General features: G+C 62.8%; 18 protein-coding genes. 13 read left to right on the top strand and 5 right to left on the bottom strand.

Annotated features, from left to right (window positions below; translation table 11 throughout):
* Positions 1–3: 3 nt before the first annotated feature.
* Entirely contained in the window at positions 4–822 is an 819-nt protein-coding gene (locus tag ABOC32_RS18210) for an RHS repeat-associated core domain-containing protein (RefSeq protein ID WP_426808262.1), read from the bottom strand.
* 458 nt (positions 823–1,280) lie between these two features.
* Here ABOC32_RS18210 and benR point away from each other — a divergent pair, with 458 nt between their 5' ends.
* The 13 genes from benR to ABOC32_RS18145 all read left to right on the top strand — a co-directional run bounded on the left by benR (position 1,281) and on the right by ABOC32_RS18145 (position 14,878).
* Positions 1,281–2,237, top strand: coding sequence for a benABC operon transcriptional activator BenR (benR, locus tag ABOC32_RS18205; RefSeq protein ID WP_426808261.1), 957 nt, complete (start codon positions 1,281–1,283; stop codon positions 2,235–2,237).
* Between the two features lie 221 nt (positions 2,238–2,458).
* Positions 2,459–3,817, top strand: a complete 1,359-nt coding sequence (gene benA, locus ABOC32_RS18200) for a benzoate 1,2-dioxygenase large subunit (RefSeq protein WP_043201301.1) — start codon at positions 2,459–2,461, stop codon at positions 3,815–3,817.
* Entirely contained in the window at positions 3,814–4,299 is a 486-nt protein-coding gene (gene benB, locus ABOC32_RS18195; protein ID WP_004374327.1) for a benzoate 1,2-dioxygenase small subunit, read from the top strand. The genes benA and benB overlap by 4 nt, the downstream gene beginning before the upstream one ends.
* Before the next feature lie 72 nt (positions 4,300–4,371).
* A complete protein-coding gene (gene benC / locus ABOC32_RS18190) occupies positions 4,372–5,382 on the top strand; it encodes a benzoate 1,2-dioxygenase electron transfer component BenC (protein WP_059394918.1) in 1,011 nt (336 codons plus the stop codon).
* Positions 5,383–5,528: 146 nt separating this feature from the next.
* Complete coding sequence (locus tag ABOC32_RS18185) at positions 5,529–6,290, top strand: 1,6-dihydroxycyclohexa-2,4-diene-1-carboxylate dehydrogenase (RefSeq protein ID WP_426808260.1); 762 nt, start codon at positions 5,529–5,531, stop codon at positions 6,288–6,290.
* 56 nt (positions 6,291–6,346) lie between these two features.
* Positions 6,347–7,696: an MFS transporter gene (locus ABOC32_RS18180; RefSeq protein WP_426808259.1), complete on the top strand. Its 1,350-nt coding sequence runs from the start codon at positions 6,347–6,349 to the stop codon at positions 7,694–7,696.
* Positions 7,697–7,725: 29 nt separating this feature from the next.
* Positions 7,726–8,640: a catechol 1,2-dioxygenase gene (catA, locus tag ABOC32_RS18175; protein WP_426808258.1), complete on the top strand. Its 915-nt coding sequence runs from the start codon at positions 7,726–7,728 to the stop codon at positions 8,638–8,640.
* Positions 8,641–8,798: 158 nt separating this feature from the next.
* Positions 8,799–9,998 carry a benzoate/H(+) symporter BenE family transporter gene (locus ABOC32_RS18170; protein ID WP_426808257.1) on the top strand — a complete coding sequence of 400 codons (1,200 nt, stop codon included), beginning with the start codon at positions 8,799–8,801 and terminating at the stop codon, positions 9,996–9,998.
* A gap of 54 nt (positions 9,999–10,052) precedes the next feature.
* Positions 10,053–11,303 carry an OprD family porin gene (locus ABOC32_RS18165; protein ID WP_426808256.1) on the top strand — a complete coding sequence of 417 codons (1,251 nt, stop codon included), beginning with the start codon at positions 10,053–10,055 and terminating at the stop codon, positions 11,301–11,303.
* Positions 11,304–11,377: 74 nt separating this feature from the next.
* Positions 11,378–12,436, top strand: a complete 1,059-nt coding sequence (locus tag ABOC32_RS18160; protein ID WP_426808255.1) for a metal-dependent hydrolase — start codon at positions 11,378–11,380, stop codon at positions 12,434–12,436.
* A 78-nt stretch (positions 12,437–12,514) separates the two neighbouring features.
* Entirely contained in the window at positions 12,515–13,426 is a 912-nt protein-coding gene (locus ABOC32_RS18155; protein WP_426808254.1) for a LysR substrate-binding domain-containing protein, read from the top strand.
* 100 nt (positions 13,427–13,526) lie between these two features.
* Positions 13,527–14,507, top strand: coding sequence for an LLM class flavin-dependent oxidoreductase (locus ABOC32_RS18150; RefSeq protein ID WP_426808253.1), 981 nt, complete (start codon positions 13,527–13,529; stop codon positions 14,505–14,507).
* A gap of 158 nt (positions 14,508–14,665) precedes the next feature.
* Positions 14,666–14,878, top strand: a complete 213-nt coding sequence (locus ABOC32_RS18145) for a cold-shock protein (RefSeq protein WP_234228435.1) — start codon at positions 14,666–14,668, stop codon at positions 14,876–14,878.
* Positions 14,879–15,015: 137 nt separating this feature from the next.
* Here the strand turns inward: ABOC32_RS18145 and ABOC32_RS18140 are convergent, their stop codons facing one another.
* The 4 genes from ABOC32_RS18140 to ABOC32_RS18125 all read right to left on the bottom strand — a co-directional run bounded on the left by ABOC32_RS18140 (position 15,016) and on the right by ABOC32_RS18125 (position 20,594).
* Positions 15,016–16,143, bottom strand: a complete 1,128-nt coding sequence (locus tag ABOC32_RS18140; protein WP_426808252.1) for an alkene reductase — start codon at positions 16,141–16,143, stop codon at positions 15,016–15,018.
* Positions 16,144–16,463: 320 nt separating this feature from the next.
* A complete protein-coding gene (locus ABOC32_RS18135) occupies positions 16,464–17,474 on the bottom strand; it encodes an aldo/keto reductase (RefSeq protein WP_426808251.1) in 1,011 nt (336 codons plus the stop codon).
* A gap of 72 nt (positions 17,475–17,546) precedes the next feature.
* A complete protein-coding gene (locus ABOC32_RS18130; RefSeq protein ID WP_426808250.1) occupies positions 17,547–19,067 on the bottom strand; it encodes an FAD-dependent oxidoreductase in 1,521 nt (506 codons plus the stop codon).
* 198 nt (positions 19,068–19,265) lie between these two features.
* Positions 19,266–20,594 carry an MFS transporter gene (locus ABOC32_RS18125; RefSeq protein WP_426808249.1) on the bottom strand — a complete coding sequence of 443 codons (1,329 nt, stop codon included), beginning with the start codon at positions 20,592–20,594 and terminating at the stop codon, positions 19,266–19,268.
* Positions 20,595–20,618 lie beyond the last annotated feature (24 nt).

Genomic DNA, 20,618 nt, shown 5'->3' with positions numbered 1-20,618 from the left:
TCGTCACTCGTCTGTCCTGATTTTCATGGTGTTGATGGTCAAGGCTCCGTCGGCATGATGGAGGAGGCCGCGGGTTAGACCTGACATATACTCTGGTAACACTTCAGCTAGCATCTGGTTATGACTTGCGGCAAAAGTTTGAACATGGTTTCTCAATCTCTGATAGTCGGCATAGTGAGGTGATTGAGGATTGCCAAAGCCCTTTCTGTTCGCTTGCAATAGCTTTATTGAGGAAATGACGTAGTTGTCCAGCATATCTCGTGGACTAGGTACGGCAGCCGGGGCTCCACCTACATTGATCGCGTGTTGCGCTGCATTCGCTTGGAGCGCCACTGGAGCCTGTAGAGGCGCAGGATCTTGACCAGCTGACGGCGCGGGAGCGGCGTGCCTCCTGCTGGCCGCTCTGTTTGGGGTGTGACGGGTTCGTTGAATTGCCCGGCGAAGCACGCGTTGTGCAGTTCGAACCAGCGGGTTTGGTCGACCCGCCCGGCCCTCTGGGTCAACCAGGTTGACCGGGTCGCCGTTACAATAGGCATAGCTGTTCAAACCACCCTTCCCGAATGGGCTTACTGTATCGGGAGAAACGAATCTGCCCAAGGTCGGGCTGAACGAGCGGTAGCCATTCCCCAATAAATAAAAGCCTGTCATTGGATCTAGTTGCTCGCCCGTAAATTTAAGCCGCATGGGCATCTGAAAAAGTGCGGAGGCGAATCCATAAGGCAAATAATTTACAAGGCCAGCTTTCCCTTGTGCACGGGCGATGATTATCGAGTGTTGGCTGTTGGTAGCCAACAAGGTGAAACCGGTTGTTGCATTATTCATTAGAATCCCCAGCTACACTGCCGCGCGCAGATAGATAGTTCAGGATTGTCACCTGTTGTAACCGTGCTACCAACTAGCAGAAATACCAGGTCGCTGCATTTTCCTTTACCTGTGCTGGCCTTCGCGGGTAAACCCGCTCCCACAGAGATCACCACAGCCCTCAACACCGGTACAGAACCCTGTGGGAGCGGGTTCACCCGCGAAGAGGCCGGCACAGGAAAATACTGTTCGGTAAACGAACACTCGCTGCACCCGGCATGTCCGCTATCCGCCCATCCAATCCCGCCGCCGCATTGCCCAACCCCCGCCTTTTTGCTGTAGTGTGCCTATTCACCGGTTGTCGCCTGCCCCCGCGACCCGCAACCGGCCCGATAGAATGACCGTGACGACTGCAACCACAGCCCACAAGGCGGTAGGAAGCGGCGACCAAAACAATAACGATACCGAGTGCCTTGCCTATGGAAAGCCGCCTGCTGAGTGAGCGCAGTAGCGTGTTTCACCACGCCGACCCTTATGCTGTGTCCGATTACGTGAACCAGCATGTAGGCCAGCATTGCATCGGTCTGTCCCGTACCACCCATCCCCAGGCTAGCCTCAGCCACCGCAAGTTCGCCGAGCTCGACCTGTGTCGCATCAGCTACGGCGGTAGCGTGCGCGTTACCTCGCCGGCGCTGGAAACCATCTACCACCTGCAAGTGTTGCTCAATGGCAACTGCCTGTGGCGCGGGCACAAACGCGAGCAGCACCTGGTACCGGGCGAACTGCTGTTGATCAACCCGGATGACCCGGTTGACCTGACCTATTCGGAAGACTGCGAGAAGTTCATCCTGAAAGTGCCCACCCGGCTGTTGGACTCGATCTGCGACGAACAGCGCTGGCACCGGCCCGATGGGGGCGTGCGGTTCTTGCGCAATCATTACCGGCTGGATGAACTGGACGGGTTCGTCAACCTGCTGGCCATGGTTTGCCATGAAGCGGAAGTGAGCGACCCGCTGCCCAGGGTGCAGGGCCATTACAGCCAGATTGTCGCCAGCAAGCTGCTGACCCTGATGAGCACCAATATCCGTCGCGAAAGCCTGAGCGCACCGCAGGCCGGCCTTGAGCGTATTCTTGATTACATCGAACGCAACCTGAAGCTGGAGTTGTCCGCAGAAGTGCTGGCAGAGCAGGCCTGCATGAGTTTGCGTTCGCTCTATGCGTTGTTTGAACAGCACCTGAGCACCACGCCCAAGCATTACGTGCGCCAGCGAAAGCTGGAGCAGGTGCATGCCTGCCTGGGCGACGCCAGTTGCGCGGTGCGCAGCGTGACTGAGCTGGCCATGGATTATGGCTTCCTGCACCTTGGGCGGTTTTCCGAGGTGTATCGGCAGCAGTTTGGTGAATTGCCCTCCGAAACCCTCCGCAACCGGCGCTGAAACGCACCGGCCTTTTCGCGGGCTCGCCCGCTCCCACAGGTATTCCACAAGCTTGGGGACAGTGGTAATCCTGTGGGAGCGGGCGAGCCCGCGAAGAGGCCCTCAAACCAGGCACCTCAACCTGCACAAAACGGATATCACTTCGCACAAACCGGATACTCCCGCCCGATACCAGCCCCCAAACTGACCAGGTCTTAACAATAACAATGGAGACCCTGGCCATGTCCCTGGGATTCGACTACCTCAATGCCATGCTCGAGGACGACCGTGAAAAGGGCATCTACCGCTGCAAGCGGGAGATGTTCACCGACCCACGCCTGTTCGACCTGGAGATGAAACACATCTTCGAGGGCAACTGGATCTACCTGGCCCACGAAAGCCAGATCCCCGAAAAAAACGACTTCCTCACCCTGACCATGGGGCGCCAGCCGATTTTCATCGCGCGCAACAAGGACGGTGAGCTCAATGCCTTCCTCAACGCCTGCAGCCACCGCGGCGCCATGCTGTGCCGGCACAAGCGCGGCAACCGCTCCAGCTACACCTGCCCGTTCCACGGCTGGACGTTCAACAACAGCGGCAAACTGCTGAAGGTGAAAGACCCGAGCAACGCCGGCTACCCCGACAGCTTCAACTGCGACGGCTCCCACGACCTGACCAAGGTGGCGCGTTTCGAGTCGTACCGGGGCTTTTTGTTCGGCAGCCTGAATGCCGATGTGAAACCGTTGGTGGAGCACCTGGGCGAATCGGCCAAGATCATCGACATGATCGTCGACCAGTCGCCGGAAGGCCTGGAAGTGCTGCGCGGTGCCAGCTCATACATTTACGAAGGCAACTGGAAGCTGACTGCCGAGAACGGCGCTGACGGCTACCACGTCAGTTCCGTGCACTGGAACTACGCCGCTACCCAGAACCAGCGCAAGCAGCGCGAGGCGGGCGACGAGATCAAGACCATGAGCGCGGGCTCCTGGGCCAAGCAGGGCGGCGGTTTCTACTCCTTCGACCACGGCCACCTGCTGCTGTGGACCCGCTGGGCCAACCCCGAAGACCGCCCGGCCTATGAGCGCCGCGACCAGCTGGCCGCCGACTTCGGCCAGGCACGTGCCGACTGGATGATCGAGAACTCGCGCAACCTGTGCCTGTACCCGAACGTGTACCTGATGGACCAGTTCAGCTCGCAGATTCGCGTTGCCCGGCCGATTTCGGTGAACAAGACCGAAATCACCATCTACTGCATCGCGCCCAAAGGCGAGAGCGCCGATGCCCGTGCAAAACGCATCCGCCAGTACGAAGACTTCTTCAACGTCAGCGGCATGGCCACCCCGGACGACCTGGAAGAGTTCCGCTCGTGCCAGACCGGCTACGGCGGTGGTACCGGCTGGAACGACATGTCCCGGGGCGCGAAGCACTGGGTTGAAGGTGCCGATGAGGCGGCCAGGGAGATTGAGCTCGCACCGCTGCTGTCTGGCGTGCGTACCGAGGACGAAGGCCTGTTCGTGCTGCAGCACAAGTACTGGCAGGACACCATGATCCAGGCCCTGAAGGACGACCAGCAGCTGATTCCCGTGGAGGCCGTGCAATGAGCCTTTATGAGACCGTGCGCGACTTCCTCTACCGCGAAGCGCGGTACCTGGACGACGCCCAGTGGGACCAGTGGCTGGAACTGTACGCCAGCGATGCCAGCTTCTGGATGCCGAGCTGGGACGATGACGACACCCTCACCGAAGACCCACAAAGCGAAATCTCGCTGATCTGGTACGGCAACCGTGGCGGCCTGGAAGACCGGGTGTTCCGCATCAAGACCGAGCGCTCCAGTGCGACCGTGCCCGACACCCGCACCTCGCACAACATCAGCAACATCGAGATCGTCGAACAGGGCGAGGGCAGCTGCCAGGTGCGCTTCAACTGGCACACCCTGAGCTTCCGCTACAAGACCACCGACAGTTACTTCGGCACCAGCTTCTACACCCTCGACCTGCGCGGCGAACAGCCGTTGATCAAGGCCAAGAAGGTGGTGCTGAAGAACGACTACGTGCGCCAGGTCATCGACATCTACCACATCTGATACAGGGTTTTGCGAGCACTGCCCGGTGCGTCTTGCGACGTTCCGTGGGCCGGCTCGCCCGCGAGGTGCAACATGAGCTACCAGATCGCACTGAATTTCGAAGACGGGGTTACCCGCTTCATTGAAGCCGCCGGCCATGAAACCGTGGCTGACGCCGCCTACCGCCAGGGCATCAACATCCCGCTGGACTGCCGAGACGGCGCCTGCGGTACCTGCAAGTGCAAGGCCGAATCCGGCCGCTACGACCTGGGCGACAACTTCATCGAAGATGCCCTGAACGAAGACGAAATCGCCGAAGGCTATGTACTGACCTGCCAGATGCGTGCAGAAAGCGACTGCGTCATCCGCATCCCGGCCTCGTCGCAGCTGTGCAAGACCGAACAGGCCAGCTTCGAAGCCGCCATCAGCGATGTGCGCCAACTGTCGGCCAGCACAATCGCCCTGTCGATCAAGGGTGAAGCGCTAAGCCGCCTGGCCTTCCTGCCAGGGCAGTACGTCAACCTCAAGGTGCCGGGCAGCGAGCAGAGCCGCGCCTATTCGTTCAGTTCGTTGCAGAAGGGCGGCGAAGTCAGCTTCCTGATCCGCAACGTTCCAGGCGGGTTGATGAGCAGCTTCCTGACCAACCTGGCCAAAGCCGGCGACAGCATGAGCCTGGCAGGGCCGCTGGGCAGCTTCTACCTGCGGCCGATCCAGCGCCCGCTGTTGCTGTTGGCCGGTGGCACGGGGCTGGCGCCGTTCACGGCGATGCTAGAGAAGATCGCAGAGCAGGGTAGTGAACACCCGCTGCACCTGATCTATGGCGTGACCAACGACTTCGACCTGGTCGAGCTCGACCGCCTGCAAGCGCTGGCGGCGCGCATTCCCAACTTTACCTACAGCGCTTGTGTGGCCAACCCGGACAGCCAGTACCCGCAAAAGGGCTACGTGACCCAGCACATCGAGCCACGCCACCTCAACGACGGGGATGTGGACCTGTACCTGTGCGGGCCGCCGCCGATGGTCGAGGCGGTCAGCCAGTACGTTCGCGAGCAGGGCATTACCCCGGCCAACTTCTACTACGAGAAGTTTGCGGCAGCGGCCTGATTCCTTTTATCCCGGACATAACACCGCCCCCTGTGGGAGCGGGTTCACCCGCGAAGAGGCCAGCAGGTACAGCAGCTTTGTCTTGCCGGACGCATTCGCGGGTAAACCCGCTCCCACAGGGACCGCGGGAAGGCGGAGATTTGCATATGAACAACAGATTCCAAGGCAAGGTCGCCCTGGTCACCGGTGCCGCCCAAGGCATCGGCCGGGGCGTGTGCTGGCGGCTGAAGGCCGAAGGCGCGCAAGTGGTGGCGGTAGACCGTTCCGATCTGGTCCACGAACTGGCCGGCGAAGGCATGCTCACCCTCACCGCTGACCTGGAGCAACACACCGATTGCGCCCGGGTCATGGCCAGTGCGGTGGAAACCTTCGGCCGCCTCGACATCCTGGTGAACAACGTTGGCGGCACCATCTGGGCCAAGCCTTTCGAGCACTACGAAGTCGAGCAGATCGAAGCCGAACTGCGCCGTTCGCTGTTCCCCACCCTGTGGTGCTGCCATGCCGCGCTGCCGTACATGCTTGAGCGCGGCAGCGGCGCCATCGTCAACGTTTCGTCCATCGCCACCCGTGGCGTCAACCGGGTGCCTTATGGCGCAGCCAAGGGCGGCGTCAACGCGCTTACCGCATGCCTGGCCTTCGAAACCGCCGGGCGGGGCATCCGCGTCAACGCCACTGCGCCCGGCGGCACCGAAGCACCACCCCGGCGCGTGCCACGCAACAGCGCCGCGCAGAGCGAGCAGGAAAAACACTGGTACCAGCAGATCGTCGACCAGACCCTCGACAGCAGCCTGATGCATCGCTACGGCAGCATCGACGAGCAGGTGGGGGCGATTCTCTTCCTCGCTTCCGACGAGGCCTCGTACATCACCGGCGTGACCTTGCCGGTCGGGGGCGGCGACCTCGGCTGAGCAACATCCCAAGGCAACAGCTTTCCATCACAACAAAAACAAGAGCGACAGATGCCATGCGAACCCTGGACGTACACCCGATCATCGATAACGCGCGCTTTACCCCGTTTCACTGGATGGTCATGGCCTGGTGCGGCCTGTTGTTGATCTTCGACGGCTATGACCTGTTCATCTACGGCGTGGTACTGCCGGTCATCATGAAAGAGTGGGGCCTGACCCCTTTGCAGGCAGGTGCGCTGGGCAGTTACGCGCTGTTCGGCATGATGTTCGGCGCCCTGGCATTCGGCAGCCTGGCCGACCGCATCGGGCGCAAGAAGGGCATTGCCATCTGTTTCGCCTTGTTCTCGGGGGCGACCATCCTCAATGGCTTCGCCAGCAGCCCCAGCGAGTTTGGCATCTACCGCTTCATCGCCGGCCTGGGCTGTGGTGGCCTGATGCCCAATGCCGTGGCATTGATGAACGAGTACGCGCCCAAGCGCCTGCGAAGCACGTTGGTGGCGATCATGTTCAGCGGCTATTCGTTGGGCGGCATGCTGTCGGCGGGCGTCGGCATTTTCATGCTGCCGCGTTTCGGCTGGGAGTCGATGTTCTTCGCCGCTGCAGTGCCACTGCTGCTGTTGCCGGTAATCCTGTACTACCTGCCAGAGTCCATCGGTTTTCTGGTGCGCAAGGGGCGTACCGAGGAAGCGCGTGCCTTGCTCAAACGGCTGGACCCGGACTGCAACATACAACCTGATGATGTACTGGTCGCTTCTGTGGGAGCGGGCTTGTCCCGCGAAAGGGCCGGCAAGTTTACCGCTGTACTTGAGCTATTCCGCAACGGCCTGGCCATTCGCACCCTGGCGCTGTGGCTGGCGTTTTTCTGCTGCCTGCTGATGGTTTATGCGCTCAGCTCGTGGCTGCCGAAACTGATGGCCAACGCTGGCTACAGCCTGGGCTCCAGCCTGTCGTTCCTGCTGGCGTTGAACTTTGGCGGCATGGCCGGGGCGATTCTCGGCGGCTGGCTGGGCGACCGCTACAACCTGGTCAAGGTCAAGGTGGCGTTCTTCATTGCCGCCGCGCTGTCGATCAGCTTGCTGGGCGTCAACAGCCCGATGCCGGTGCTGTACCTGCTGATCTTCATTGCCGGCGCCACCACCATTGGTACGCAGATCCTGCTGTATGCCGGTGCTGCGCAGATGTATGGGCTGTCGGTGCGTTCCACGGGGCTTGGCTGGGCCTCGGGTATCGGCCGCAACGGCGCCATCGTTGGCCCCTTGCTGGGCGGCGCACTCATGGGCATCAACCTGCCCCTGCAACTCAACTTCATCGCCTTCGCCATCCCAGGCGCGATTGCCGCCCTGGCCATGGCCGTGCACCTGGCCAGCGGCCGTCGGCAGGCCCAGGCCGTGGCAGCGCAGGCATAACCCGAAAAGAACAAGATGAGGTACCGCACATGACCGTGAAAATTTCCCACACTGCCGAGGTACAGCGGTTTTTCGAGAAGGCCGCAGGCTTTGGCAACGATGATGGCAACCCACGCCTGAAGCGTATCGTGCAACGCGTGCTGCAAGACACCGCGCGGCTGATCGAAGACCTGGACGTCAGCGAGGACGAGTTCTGGCATGCCGTCGACTACCTCAACCGCCTGGGCGGGCGTGGTGAGGCCGGGCTGCTGGTGGCGGGCCTGGGTATCGAGCACTTCCTCGACCTGTTGCAGGACGCCAAGGACCAGCACGCAGGGCTTGCAGGTGGAACGCCACGCACCATCGAAGGCCCGCTGTATGTGGCGGGCGCGCCCATCGCACACGGTGAGGTGCGCATGGACGATGGCAGTGAAGATGGCGTGGCCACGCCGATGTACCTGCAAGGGCAGGTATTCGACCCGCAAGGCCAACCGCTGCCAGGTGCCACAGTTGACCTGTGGCATGCCAATACCCGTGGCACCTATTCATTCTTCGACCAGGGCCAGTCTGACTACAACCTGCGCCGTCGCATCGTCACCGATGCCGAAGGGCGTTACCGCGCGCGCTCCATCGTGCCGTCGGGCTACGGATGCGACCCGCAGGGGCCAACACAGGAGTGCCTGGACCTGTTGGGCCGCCATGGGCAGCGCCCGGCGCACGTGCACTTCTTCATCTCGGCACCGGGGCATCGGCACCTGACCACGCAGATCAACCTGTCGGGGGACAAGTACCTGTGGGATGACTTTGCCTATGCCACGCGAGATGGGCTGGTGGGGGAGGTGGTGTTTGTCGAGGGCGAAGCGGGGCGGCATGCCGAGCTGAAGTTCGACTTCCAGTTGCAACAGGCCCAGGCCAGCGCGGATGAGCAGCGCAGCGGCCGGCCGCGGGCTTTGCAGGAGGCCTGATACACCGAGTTGGCTTCTTCGCGGGCTTGCCCTCCCACAGGTTCAGTGCAGTGCCCCGGGTTCGCGCAATCCCTGTGGGAGCGGGCAAGCCCGCGAAGAAGCCAACACCAGAACAAGAGCCAGCCACCGAGGCCGGCCGATGCCTTGCGAGATGTTCCATGAAAACCCTGATCAAGGACAGTTCGCTGTCCGCCATCGTCGCTGGCTGCATCGCCACGATGATCTCCTACGCCGGCCCGCTGGTGATCATTTTCCACGCCGCCGAAGCGTCCGGGCTGTCTCACCGGCAGTTGTCATCCTGGGTCTGGGCCGTTTCCATGGGCAGTGCCGTGCTCGGTGCGCTGCTCAGTTTGCGCTACCGCGTGCCGGTAGTGATCGCCTGGTCGATCCCCGGCTCGGCGCTGCTGGTCACCGCCTTGCCGCAACTTGGCCTGGAACAGGCCGTGGGTGCCTACCTGGTGGCCAACCTGGTCCTGCTGCTGATCGGCATCAGCGGGGCCTTCGACCGCATCATCGCGCGCTTGCCAGGGTCCATCGCCGCTGGCATGCAGGCCGGCATCCTGTTCAGTTTCGGTATCGAAGTGTTCCGCGCCTTGCCCGTGCAGCCGTTGCTGGTACTGGCGATGTTCGTCACCTACGTGCTGATGCGCCGGGTACAGCCCCGTTATGCGGTGGCTGCGGTGCTGTGCGTGGGCACCTTGGTAACCGTGGCCAGCGGTGCGTTCCGTAGCGAGGCACTGGTGCTGGAGCTGGCTTCGCCGCAGTGGATCACCCCGCAGTTCAGCTTGTCGGCGGTGTTCAGCCTGGCGCTACCGATGGTGCTGGTGGCGCTGACCGGTCAGTTCATGCCGGGCATGGCGGTGCTGCGCAACGCGGGTTACGCCACACCGGCCAGCCCGTTGATCAGTGCCAGTGCCCTGGCCGGTGCGGTACTGGCGCCATTCGGCTGCCATGGGCTGAACCTGGCGGCAGTTACCGCCAGCCTGTGCACGGGCCATGAGGCCCACGAAAACCCACGGCGGCGCTATGTGGCGGCGGTAGCTGGCAGCACGTTGTACCTGCTGCTGGGCATTGCCGGTGCCACGTTGATGTCGCTGTTCGCAGCCTTTCCCGCCGCGCTCATCGCGGCCCTGGCCGGGCTGGCCTTGTATGGCGCCATCAGCGAAGCGCTGGCCCGCAGCCTGGCAGAACCGGCCGAACGTGATGCCGGGCTGTTCACGTTCCTGGTCACTGCTTCGGGGGTGGCCTTCCTTGGCCTGTCGGCGGCGTTCTGGGGGCTGCTGTTCGGCCTGCTGGCCCATGCACTGCTCAGGCTGCGCCAGCCACGTGGCGGGGAGGTGCTGCGCCGCACCCCATGAACTGCCGTGTTCCCAACGCTTTATCCATAAAAACAAGATCAAGAGAGCTTCGGAATGAACAACACCCCTTGCGTTGCCCTGGGCCTGACTTTGCTCAGCCAACCCTTACTGGCCGCCGAAGGCGGTTTCTTCGAGGATTCGAAGGCCACCCTGAGTGCCCGCAACTATTACTTCAGCCGCGATTTCTCCGACATTGTCGGGGCCAACAAGCAGTCCAAGGCCGAGGAGTGGGCCCAGGGCTTCATCCTCGACTTCAAGTCCGGTTACACCCCCGGGACGGTGGGCTTTGGCGTGGACGCCCTCGGCCTGCTGGGCATCAAGCTCGACAGCGGCCCCGACCGCACCAACACCGGCTTGCTGCCGGTGCATGGTGACGGCCGTGCGGCCGACGAGTACAGCCGCCTGGCACCTACCTTCAAGGCCCGCCTGTCGAAGACCGAGCTGCGCGTCGGTGAGCTGCAACCGAACCTGCCGGTGCTGACCTTCAGCGACATCCGGCTGCTGCCGCCGACCTACCAGGGCGCCAGCGTGAGCTCGTCGGAAATTGACGGGCTGACCGTGCAGGCCGGGCATTTGAAAAGCACCCACCTGCGCAACGAAGGCGGCGACGGCAAGATGAACGCCATGCTCGGCCATGTGCCGATGCGCCAAGCCGAGAGCGATGGGTTCAACTACGTGGGCGGGGACTATGCGTTCAATGCCAACCAGAGCAGCGTCAGCCTGTGGTACGGGCAACTGGAGGATATCTACGAACAGGGCTTTGTCGGCCTGAAGCACAGCAAACCCGTGGGGGATTGGGTACTTGCCGCCAACCTGGGCTACTTCACCGCGCGTGAGGACGGCGACGCGTTGCTCGGCCACATCGACAACCAGGCGTTCTTCTCGATGTTCACTGCCCGCCGTGGCGGCCACAGCTTCCACGTGGGCTATCAGGGCATCTATGGCGACAGCCCGTTCCCACGGGTATTCGCCAACATCTCGCCACTGGGTAACGAGGTACCGACCTATGAATTCGCCTACACCGACGAACGCTCGTACCAAGTGCGCTACGACTACAACTTCGCGGCCATGGGGGTACCGGGGCTGACAGCGACCGTGCGCTACATCACCGGTAACAATGTCGATACCGGGCTGGGTTACGAAGGGCGCGACCGCGAGCGTGACCTGGATATCGGTTATGCGGTGCAAAGTGGAGTGCTCAAGGGCCTGGGGATCAGGGTGCGCAATGCCATGGCGCGGTCCAACTACCGCAGCGACATCGACGAAAACCGTTTGACGCTGGTGTACACATGGCAGCTGTTCTGAGCCACCCAGGGGAATTGCACATCAGGGGCGTATGAAGGTAGTTTCCGGGAACGACTCTTTCAGGAATCCCACCCTTGGACTCCATCACCCAAGCTGTACTCGGCGCGGCCCTGCAAGGGACCGTGCTCGGGCGCATCCAGGGCCGCCGCTCGCTGCTGTATGGCGCAGCACTGGGCACGCTGCCGGACCTGGATGTGATCATCCGCTACGCCGACCCGGTGTCGCAGATGACCTACCACCGCGGCTTTTCCCACTCGCTGTTCGTGCTCACCGGGCTGGCGTTGCTGCTGGCCTGGCTGGTAAACAGATGCTGGCCCGGCAAGGGCTATACCTTGCCCAGGCTGTTTGTGGCGTTCTGGCTGGTATTGGTCACCCACCCGCTGCTCGACGCCTTTACGGTCTACGGCACGCAGTTGTTCTGGCCCTTGCAGGTGACCCCACAAAGCTGGGCGGCGGTGTTCATCATCGACCCGGTCTACACCTTGCCGCTGCTGGCTGCGGTGATCTACGCCATCATCAAGGGCGTGACCAGCAGGGCTACCCGCCTGCTGACCATTGCCCTGGTGTTCAGCACCGGCTACCTGGGTTTCGGCCTGGCCGGGCGCATGGCGGCCGAGCAGCGCTTCCAGGCGGCGCTTGACCAGCAAGGCATCGTCGCCAGCGAGGTACGCGCCGTGCCGATCGCGTTCAACAGCTTGGTCTGGCGGGTGCTGGCCAAGACCCCGGACGGCGATTACTACGAGGGCATCAGCAGCGCGTTCGACCGGCAAGCACCAGAAATGCAGCGCCTGCCGCGTAACCTGGAACTGGCCCAAGCGCTGGCAGGTGACCCGTTGCACCAGCGCTTGCGCTGGTTCACCGATGACTGGCTGCGCTATGACCAGGTGGGCGATGCGCTGGTGGTCACCGACCTGCGCATGGGCATCCCCGGCAATTACACGTTCCGCTTCAACATGGCCCACCGCGACAGCCAGGGGCACTGGATTGCCGATGTGCCTTCGCAGTGGCAGGGCAGTGGGCCTGGCGCGATGTTCAATGGTGATGACTTGCTGCTGATCTGGCGGCGCATCATTGAACAGCAACCACCCCTGCCGTTGGCCGCCTGGACCGACCGCTACCTGAGGGCAGACTGAGGGCTGGCATGGGGCGGCGCCTTGTATTCCCTGGATCCGCACCCATCTAAGGCGTCTTGTTACCCCCAGGAAAACACCATGGAACCCAACCGCTTCGGCGATATCGCCGCCTTCGTCAGCGCCGCCAAGGCCGGCAGTTTCACCGCTGCCGCCGCCAGCCTGGGCCTGACGCGCTCGGCGGTGGGCAAGAGTATCGCCCGGCTGGAAGCGCGCATGGCTGTGCGCCTGCTCAACCGCACCACACGCAAACTGAGCCTGACTGATGAGGGCCTGGTGGCCTATGAGCGCTGGCGGCAGATTCTGGATGACCTGGATGAGGTGGAAAGCACCATGGCCCAGCGCCGCGGCAAGCCCACCGGCACCTTGCGCCTGACTGCGCCGCTGTCGCTCGGCCAGCGCCATGTGCTGCCGATCCTGGACCAGTACCTCAAGCAGTGGCCCGAACTGCGCGCAGACATCCGCTTCACCGACCGCTTCGTCGACCTGGTCGAGGAGGGCGTGGACGTTGCGGTGCGTATTGGCGCACCCAAGGAAGACTCGCAGCTGTTGACCCGCACGGTGGCCTGGCAGCAGTTTGTCACCTGCGCTTCACCCGCATACCTCGACATGCGAGGTATTCCCCTGGTGCCCGCCGACCTTTATGGTCACGACAAGATCGCCTTTCTCGCTGGCGAGAAAGCCATGCCCTGGCGCTTCAACACTGAAGCAGGGCTGCACCTGTGCGAAGACCCCGGGCGGTTGAACATCGACAGCTCGGAGGCGATGCTCGACGGCGCCCGCGCCGGTTTCGGCCTGATTCACCTGCCCACCTATATCACCGGTGACGACCTGCGCGCCGGCGCCTTGGTGGAAGTACTGCACGCCTATCGGCCACCGGCGGACCCGATTCGCATCGTGTACCCGAGCAAGCGCCACCTGTCCCCCCGGGTGCGCGGTTTCATCGACTTGTTGGTGGCCAGTTGGGAACCGGGCGTGCCTTGGGAGTACTGACTGGGGAATATCAGGCCCCAATCCCGGGCCTGAACCCGGGTTTATCGCTGGCGGCGCAGCAGGGAAACTGTCAGCCACTGATAATCCCTCTGGAGACCCCATGACTGCACTGTCCGTACTGGATCTGGTCATGATCGGCGACGGCAAGACCTTCGCCGACGCGATCGAAGAATCCCGCCAGCTGGCGCGCCATGTCGAGCAACAACACTACAGTCGCTACTGGATCGCCGAGCACCACGACATGCCGGGTATCGGCTCGGCTGCCACTTCGCTGGTGATCAACGAAGTTGCCAACGCCACCCGGCACATCCGCGTCGGCGCCGGTGGCATCATGCTGCCCAACCATGCACCGCTGGTGATAGCCGAGCAGTTCGGCACCCTCGATACCTTGCACCCGGGCCGTATCGACCTGGGCCTGGGCCGCGCGCCAGGCACGTCCGGGCCGACCGTGCGTGCCTTGCGCGGGGCAGCGCCAGAGCGCGATTTCGGCCAGGACATCGCCGAACTGCGCGATTACCTGGCCGACAACGGCCAACGCCGGGTGCGTGGCGTACCTGGCAGCCACGATGTGCCGGTGTGGATCCTCGGCTCGAGCCTGTTTGGCGCCGACCTGGCAGCCAAGCTGGGCCTGCCCTATGCCTTCGCTTCGCACTTTGCCCCGCGTTACCTGCTGCAGGCAATTGCCCATTACCGCGCCAACTTTCAACCCTCAGCGCAATTGGCCAAGCCTTATGTGATGGTGGGCATGAACCTGTTCGCTGCCGCCAGTGATGCAGAGGCAGACTACCTGGCCAGCTCCCACCGCAAGTGGATGCTGGACCTGCACATGGGCCGCCTGGGGTTGTTGCCCAAGCCGCAGGAGGGCTATGTCGAGCGCCTGCCTGAGCATGAACGGGCGGTGCTTGAACAGGTGATGGCCTGCACCGTGGCGGGTGGACCGCAGCGGGTGCGAGAAGGGCTGCGCTCGCTGATCGAGCAGACTGGGGCAGATGAGCTGATGATCGACTGCCGCATCTATGATCCGCTGGCGCGACAGCGTTCATACGCTTTTGCGGCTCAAGCGCTGGCTGATCTGGTGTAGTGCGCGTGTGTTGCAAGTGACTTTTTTGCGCTTTGACAAAAGTGTCAGTGGCCAGTTGGCTTCATATCGCCCAAGATGCACTGTGAAGATGCCAGTCGATCGACTGGCGGCTTGACTGTTCACGCAAACGCACCAATCAGCATTCGAGGATTTAGAGCATGTCCAACAGACAAAATGGTACGGTCAAATGGTTCAACGATGAGAAGGGGTTCGGTTTCATCACCCCCGAAAACGGTGGCGACGACCTTTTCGTTCACTTCAAAGCCATTGAATCGGACGGTTTCAAGTCGCTGAAAGAAGGCCAGAAAGTGTCTTTCGTCGCTGAGAAAGGCCAGAAAGGCATGCAGGCTGCGCAAGTGCGCGCCGAGTAAGTTGCCTGAGTGACCGGTACGCCCAGGCGTGCCCAGCCACTGGAGAAGGAGCCCCTCGAGGGCTCCTTTTTTTTACCTTCCAGGTGGTGTTGCATTGACCCAGAGGCAGGATGGCTGTCTGTATGCGCTGAACATCATTATCGATGAGCCAAGCCTTCAGTAGCGCCCAGGGCCTGGTGCAGAAACGGATAGTCTGTGTAGCCTTCTGGCCCATTGGCGTAATCAAATTGCGCCCGATGTTCGTTCAGAGGTGCCTGCACCCGCAGCCGCTGTACAAGGTCCGGGTTGGCAATGTAGCTGCGCCCGAACGCCACGGCATCGATCAAACCACGCCCGATCAAGTCTTCGCCTTTCTCGGCGGTGTAGGCACCCGCAGCAATGATCACCCCCGGATAGGCAGCGCGAATCGCCTGGCGGAACGCGTCACGCAGCGGTTTGCCACCGGCCCAGTCCGGCTCGGACAGGTGCAGGTAGGCGAGGTTGCGCTTGGCCAGCTCGCGGATCAGGTAAAGGCCTGCGGCCTCCTGGTCTTCGCCATTGTCCACGCCATTGAACCCACCCAGCGGGAACACGCGGATACCCACGCGCTCGGCACTCCAGTTGGCAATTGCCGCGTCCACCGCTTCAAGCACAATGCGCGCCCTGTTTTCGACGCTGCCGCCGTAACGGTCCTCGCGCTGGTTGGCGCTGGGGGTAAGGAACTGGTGCAGCAAGTAGCCGTGGGCAGCGTGCAGTTCGATGAAGTCGAAGCCGGCTTCGCGGGCGTTCACCGCTGCCTGGCCGAAGTCGGCCACGATGCCTGCAATTTCGTTCTCGCTCAGGGCGCGCGGTGCGGAGGTCTCTACACGTACCAGGTTGCCTTGCTCGTCACGCAGGGTGGTACGGGCGCCGGCCGGCAGCGCCGAGGGTGCCACAGGCGCTTCGCCGCCGGGTTGCAACGAAGTGTGCGACACCCGGCCGGTGTGCCACACCTGCACGGCACTGTGGCCACCTTCGGCGTGAATGCCTTCGTTGATGTGCTTCCAGGCGGCAATCTGCTCGGCGCTATGAATGCCGGGCGAGCCGGAATAGCCCTTGGCCTGGAAGGAGATCTGGGTGGCTTCGGTGATGATCAGCCCGGCGCTGGCACGCTGGCGGTAATACTCGGCCATCAGGGTGGTTGGCACATCGCCCGGCTCGAGGCTGCGCAGGCGGGTGAGGGGGGCCATGAACACACGGTTGGCCAAGGTGAGCGGGCCGACTTGCAGAGGTTGGAAGAGTTTCATTGCAGCTCCAAAGGTGAAAACCAATGGTGCGCACGATACCGAGGTGATTGGGGAATGGGGGGACCGGGAGCCCGGCGCAGGGCTCCCCAATGGCTTGCTCCGCACTGGCCTCTCGCGGGCACTGCATAGCTCAGGCTACCGACTCTCCTTGTAGGAGCAGCCTTGTGCTGCGAAGAGGCCGGTAAGGCAAAAGATTATCTTCAGCTGCAATGGCCTCTTCGCAGCACAAGGCTGCTCCTACACGGATTGTGTTTGCCTTGAAACCATCGCAGATCCTGTGGGAGCGGGTTCACCCGCGAAGAGGCCGGTACAGGAAATAATCAGCTACGGGCCAACCGCCCGCTCACATAGTGGGCCACATCATTGAACCCCGGCGTCGAGGCATGCCCCGGCGTCACCAGCGAGTCGATGAATGCTTCATCCTCCGCCGTGATCTTCACCGCCAATGCACCACCATAGGTATCCCATTGTTCTTCGGTACGCGGCCCGACAATCGCCGAACTGACCCACTGGTTGTTCAACACCCAGGCAATGGCAAACTCGACAATGCCCACCCCTTTGGCCTCTACATAAGCCTGGATCTGCCGGGCGATGGCCAGCGACTCCTGGCGCCACTCCACCTCCATGATGCGCTTGTCCTGGCGCCCGGCGCGGCTGCCGGCATCAGGAACGGCACCCGGTGCATACTTGCCACTGAGTACGCCCCGGGCCAATGGGCTGAACGGCACCACGCCCAGCCCGTGTGCGGCGGCTGCGCTGAGCTGCTCCGGCTCGGCCTGGCGGTTGACGATGTTGTACAGCGGCTGGCTCACCACCGGTTTGGGCACGCCCAGGCGCTCGGCAATGTGGCAGACCTCGGCAATGCGCCAGCCACGGAAGTTGGACACGCCCCAGTAGCGGATCTTGCCTTGGCGCAGCAGGTCGCCGATGGCCTGTACGGTCTCTTCCAGTGGCACCTTGTGGTCTTCGCGGTGCAGGTAGTAGATATCCAGGTAATCCATGCCCATGCGCGTCAGCGTGGCTTCCAGGGCGTTGAAGATGTGCTTGCGCGACAGCCCGCTGCGGTTGGGCAGGCCGTCAGCGGGGCCGAAGCCGACCTTGCTGGCGACGATCCAGTCCTGGCGATGGCGCGCCACTGCTTCACCGACGATTTCTTCCGAGCGCCCGGCGTTGTACACGTCGGCGGTGTCGATGAAGTTGATGCCCTGGTCCCAGGCCTTGTCGATGATGCGCAGGGCGTCCTCGGTGCTGGTCTGCTCGCCGAACAGCATGCTGCCCAGGGTAAGGGCGGAAACCTGCAGGCCACTGTGGCCGAGGGGGCGGTAGATCATGCGCGTGGGTCCTTTTACAGTCGGCTGATCCACCTGTTTTACACATAACCGGGGCGCTTTGAAAGGCGCCCATCAGCCAATCAGTGCCATCGCCTCCTGCAGGGTCAATGGGCGCTTCAGGCGCTGCGACAGTGTTGCCATGGCATCGGAATACCCCTTGGCGATAACGGCCTCGACCCGTTCATCCACGCACTGAAGGGCGATGAAATCGCCTTTTTCCGGCTCGCCGACGAACTCGATCCGGTTCCACTCCCGTGCATGGCCTAGCACTTCATAGGTGCGGCCGTGCTGGTAGGTCCAGAAAAAGGGCACATCGGCGTAGCGGCGTTGCTCGCCGAGCATGTTGGCGGCGGCGATCACCCCGTGTTGCTGGGCCAGGCGCCAGTGCTCGATGCGCACTGGGCGCCCCAAAAGCGGGAAGGTGACGATGTCACCTGCGGCCCACAAACCGTCAGCGGCGCGCATTTCTGCATCGACCCGCAGCGACTTGTCCTCGGTCAGTTGTACGCCCTGAAGGAAGGCGGTGGCCGGTTTCACGCCAATGCCAAGCAGTACCAGTGGCGTCGGCAGGCGTTCACCGTTGGCCAGCAGCACCGCTTCGACTTTTTCCCTGCCTTCGATCCGCTGGACTTCCGTAGGGCCATGGAAGGTGACCCCTTTGCGCTCATGCAGTTCGCGAATGCTGCGCCCGATACGGTCCCCCAGCTGCCTGGCAAGCGGGATTTCATGGCGAGTCACCATGTGCACCTGAACACCGTACTCGCACAGGGCAGAGGCCGCCTCCAGGCCGATGAAACCGTCACCCACGATCACCGCTGGCAGGCCGGGTTCGGCTGCGTCGAGCAACTGCTCGGCGTCCTCCCGCGAGCGCAAGGTGAACACGCCAGGCAAATCGACGCCGGGGATGTCAGGGCGCAGTGCTTTGGCACCCGTAGCTAGCAGACAGGCGTCGTATTCGATCTGCTGGCCATCGACGAGCGTAAGTTGGCGTTTTTGACTGTTCAAGGTGCGCACCTTGCCGTGCTTGCGTTCCAGGTGGCCCTTGCGCAGGGCGTCGGCTTCGAGCAACGCGGGCACCTCATCGGGCGGCATCTGCCCGGCAATCACGAATTTGCTCAGCGCGGTGCGGTCGTAGGCCGGCTGACGTTCCTGGTCGATCCACACCAGCCGCCCAGCGAAGCCATGGGCGAGCAGGGTGGCAACTGCAGCGCTGCCGGCTGCACCGGCGCCGACGACTACGAAACAACGGGCATCGCTGTGCCTGGGTGGGTCGATGACTGGCAGAGGCTGGTCGTCGACCCAGACTTCATCGCCCTTCACCCAGGCTTTGTAACGGCGCAGGTCGGCCAGCGCAGGGGGTTCACAGACCACCCCGTCATCAACGGCGAATGCGGCCTTGTGCCAAGGGCAGACCAGCAGGCCGCCGCAGACCACGCCTTCTTCGAGTGGAGCACCGGCGTGGGGGCAGTTGCCCTGGTAGGCATGTACCTGATCGCCCTGGCGAATGAGGATGAGCTCTTCATTGCCGGCCTGGACGCGCAAGGGGCGGTGTTCGTCGAGTTGGGCCAGGCGGGCCACGGCGTGCTGGGTCATGGGGTTACTCCAAAGGGGCCTTTGGAACCATTTGACGCCTGGGGCGCAGAGGGGATGCGTTGAGCTGACGATCGGTGGAGGAGGGGGATTTTGTGTGGCCTGGGCGGGCCTCTTCGCGGGTGAACCCGCTCCCACAGGGTCACCACAAACGCGAAGGCTGTGGTATCCCTGTGGGAGCGGGTTTACCCGCGAACGGGCTCAATTGGCCCGAGCAGAGCTCAGCGCACCAGCCCGCGTTACGCGCAAGGCCACCAGGCTACCCAGCACGATCAGCGCCGCCAGCGAATACAAGGCGGCGTCGGTAGAACCGGTCTGGTCCTTGATGAACCCCACCAGGTACGGGCTGAGGAACCCGGCCATCTGGCCCACGGAGTTGATGATCGCCAGGCCGGCAACTGCGGTGCCGGCACTGAGCAGCGCGGTTGGCATCGGCCAGAACATCGGCAGCCCGGTCAGTGCACCCATGGTGGCGATCGACAGGCCCAGAATGGCAATGGCCGGGTTGCCGGCGAAGTTCACCGCCATCAGCAGGCCGACGGCGCCCATCAGCATCGGCACCACAAGGTGCCAGCGGCGCTCGTTGCGCAGGTCCGCCGAGCGGCCGCAAAGGATCATGAATACACCGGCCAGCAGGTACGGGATGGCGCTGAGCCAGCCGATCAGCAGCGGGTTGTCGAAGCCCATGCTCTTGATGATCGACGGCAGCCAGAAGTTGATCGCGTACACGCCACTCTGGATGCAGAAGTAGATGAAGCCAAAGGTCCAGATCAGCGGGTTGGTCAACACGGCGAGTACGCCATCGCCCGTGGTTTTCGGCTTACCCGCAGCGTCGGCTTCGAGGTCGTTGGCGATCAGCTGGCGTTCGGCCGGGCTCAACCAGGCGGCTTTCTGGTAGCCGTCGCTGAGCAGGAACACCGCCAGCACACCCAGGGCAACGGTGGGCAGGCCCTGGATCAGGAACATCCATTGCCAACCGGCCAGGCCGTGCTGGCCGGCGGCAAAGTGCTGGAGGATCCAGCCGGAGAACGGCCCGCCGAGCAGGCCCGACACCGGGATCGCCGACATGAACAGGGCCATGATGCGCCCGCGTCGGGCGGCCGGGAACCAGCGCGAAAGGTACAGCACCACGCCCGGGAAGAAGCCGGCTTCGGCCGCGCCGGTGAGCAGGCGCAGGGCGTAGAACTCGGTGGGGGTGGTGACGAACAGCAGGCAAGTGGACAGGCTGCCCCAGGCAATCATCATCAGCGCAATCCAGCGCCGCGGGCCGAAGCGGTTGAGTGCCAGGTTGCTCGGCAGGCCGCAAAGTACGTAACCGATGAAGAAGATGCCGGCACCCAGGCCGTACACCGTTTCGCTGAATTTCAGGGCGTCGAGCATCTGCAGCTTGGCAAAGCCGACGTTGACGCGGTCCAGGTAGTTGAACAGGTAGCAGATGAAAATGAACGGAATCAGCCGCAGGGTGATGCGCCGGTACAGCGCGTTGCGGGTGGTGTCCGAGCCTTGGTCAGGGGCGGGGCTGTGTGCCATGATCGGGTTCTCTGTTGTTATGGT

Source organism: Pseudomonas sp. WOUb67 (genome assembly GCF_050058005.1).
In the GTDB taxonomy this organism is placed as follows: domain Bacteria; phylum Pseudomonadota; class Gammaproteobacteria; order Pseudomonadales; family Pseudomonadaceae; genus Aquipseudomonas; species Aquipseudomonas putida_R.
This window is presented reverse-complemented; position numbering and strand designations above follow the sequence as displayed.

Bases quoted from the DNA above. Each gene is read 5' to 3' on its own strand.
- ABOC32_RS18210 (WP_426808262.1), bottom strand. From the start codon at position 822: ATGAATAATGCAACAACCGGTTTCACCTTGTTGGCTACCAACAGCCAA.
- benR (WP_426808261.1), top strand. From the start codon at position 1,281: ATGGAAAGCCGCCTGCTGAGTGAGCGCAGTAGCGTGTTTCACCACGCC.
- benA (WP_043201301.1), top strand. From the start codon at position 2,459: ATGTCCCTGGGATTCGACTACCTCAATGCCATGCTCGAGGACGACCGT.
- benB (WP_004374327.1), top strand. From the start codon at position 3,814: ATGAGCCTTTATGAGACCGTGCGCGACTTCCTCTACCGCGAAGCGCGG.
- benC (WP_059394918.1), top strand. From the start codon at position 4,372: ATGAGCTACCAGATCGCACTGAATTTCGAAGACGGGGTTACCCGCTTC.
- ABOC32_RS18185 (WP_426808260.1), top strand. From the start codon at position 5,529: ATGAACAACAGATTCCAAGGCAAGGTCGCCCTGGTCACCGGTGCCGCC.
- ABOC32_RS18180 (WP_426808259.1), top strand. From the start codon at position 6,347: ATGCGAACCCTGGACGTACACCCGATCATCGATAACGCGCGCTTTACC.
- catA (WP_426808258.1), top strand. From the start codon at position 7,726: ATGACCGTGAAAATTTCCCACACTGCCGAGGTACAGCGGTTTTTCGAG.
- ABOC32_RS18170 (WP_426808257.1), top strand. From the start codon at position 8,799: ATGAAAACCCTGATCAAGGACAGTTCGCTGTCCGCCATCGTCGCTGGC.
- ABOC32_RS18165 (WP_426808256.1), top strand. From the start codon at position 10,053: ATGAACAACACCCCTTGCGTTGCCCTGGGCCTGACTTTGCTCAGCCAA.
- ABOC32_RS18155 (WP_426808254.1), top strand. From the start codon at position 12,515: ATGGAACCCAACCGCTTCGGCGATATCGCCGCCTTCGTCAGCGCCGCC.
- ABOC32_RS18150 (WP_426808253.1), top strand. From the start codon at position 13,527: ATGACTGCACTGTCCGTACTGGATCTGGTCATGATCGGCGACGGCAAG.
- ABOC32_RS18145 (WP_234228435.1), top strand. From the start codon at position 14,666: ATGTCCAACAGACAAAATGGTACGGTCAAATGGTTCAACGATGAGAAG.
- ABOC32_RS18140 (WP_426808252.1), bottom strand. From the start codon at position 16,143: ATGAAACTCTTCCAACCTCTGCAAGTCGGCCCGCTCACCTTGGCCAAC.
- ABOC32_RS18135 (WP_426808251.1), bottom strand. From the start codon at position 17,474: ATGATCTACCGCCCCCTCGGCCACAGTGGCCTGCAGGTTTCCGCCCTT.
- ABOC32_RS18130 (WP_426808250.1), bottom strand. From the start codon at position 19,067: ATGACCCAGCACGCCGTGGCCCGCCTGGCCCAACTCGACGAACACCGC.
- ABOC32_RS18125 (WP_426808249.1), bottom strand. From the start codon at position 20,594: ATGGCACACAGCCCCGCCCCTGACCAAGGCTCGGACACCACCCGCAAC.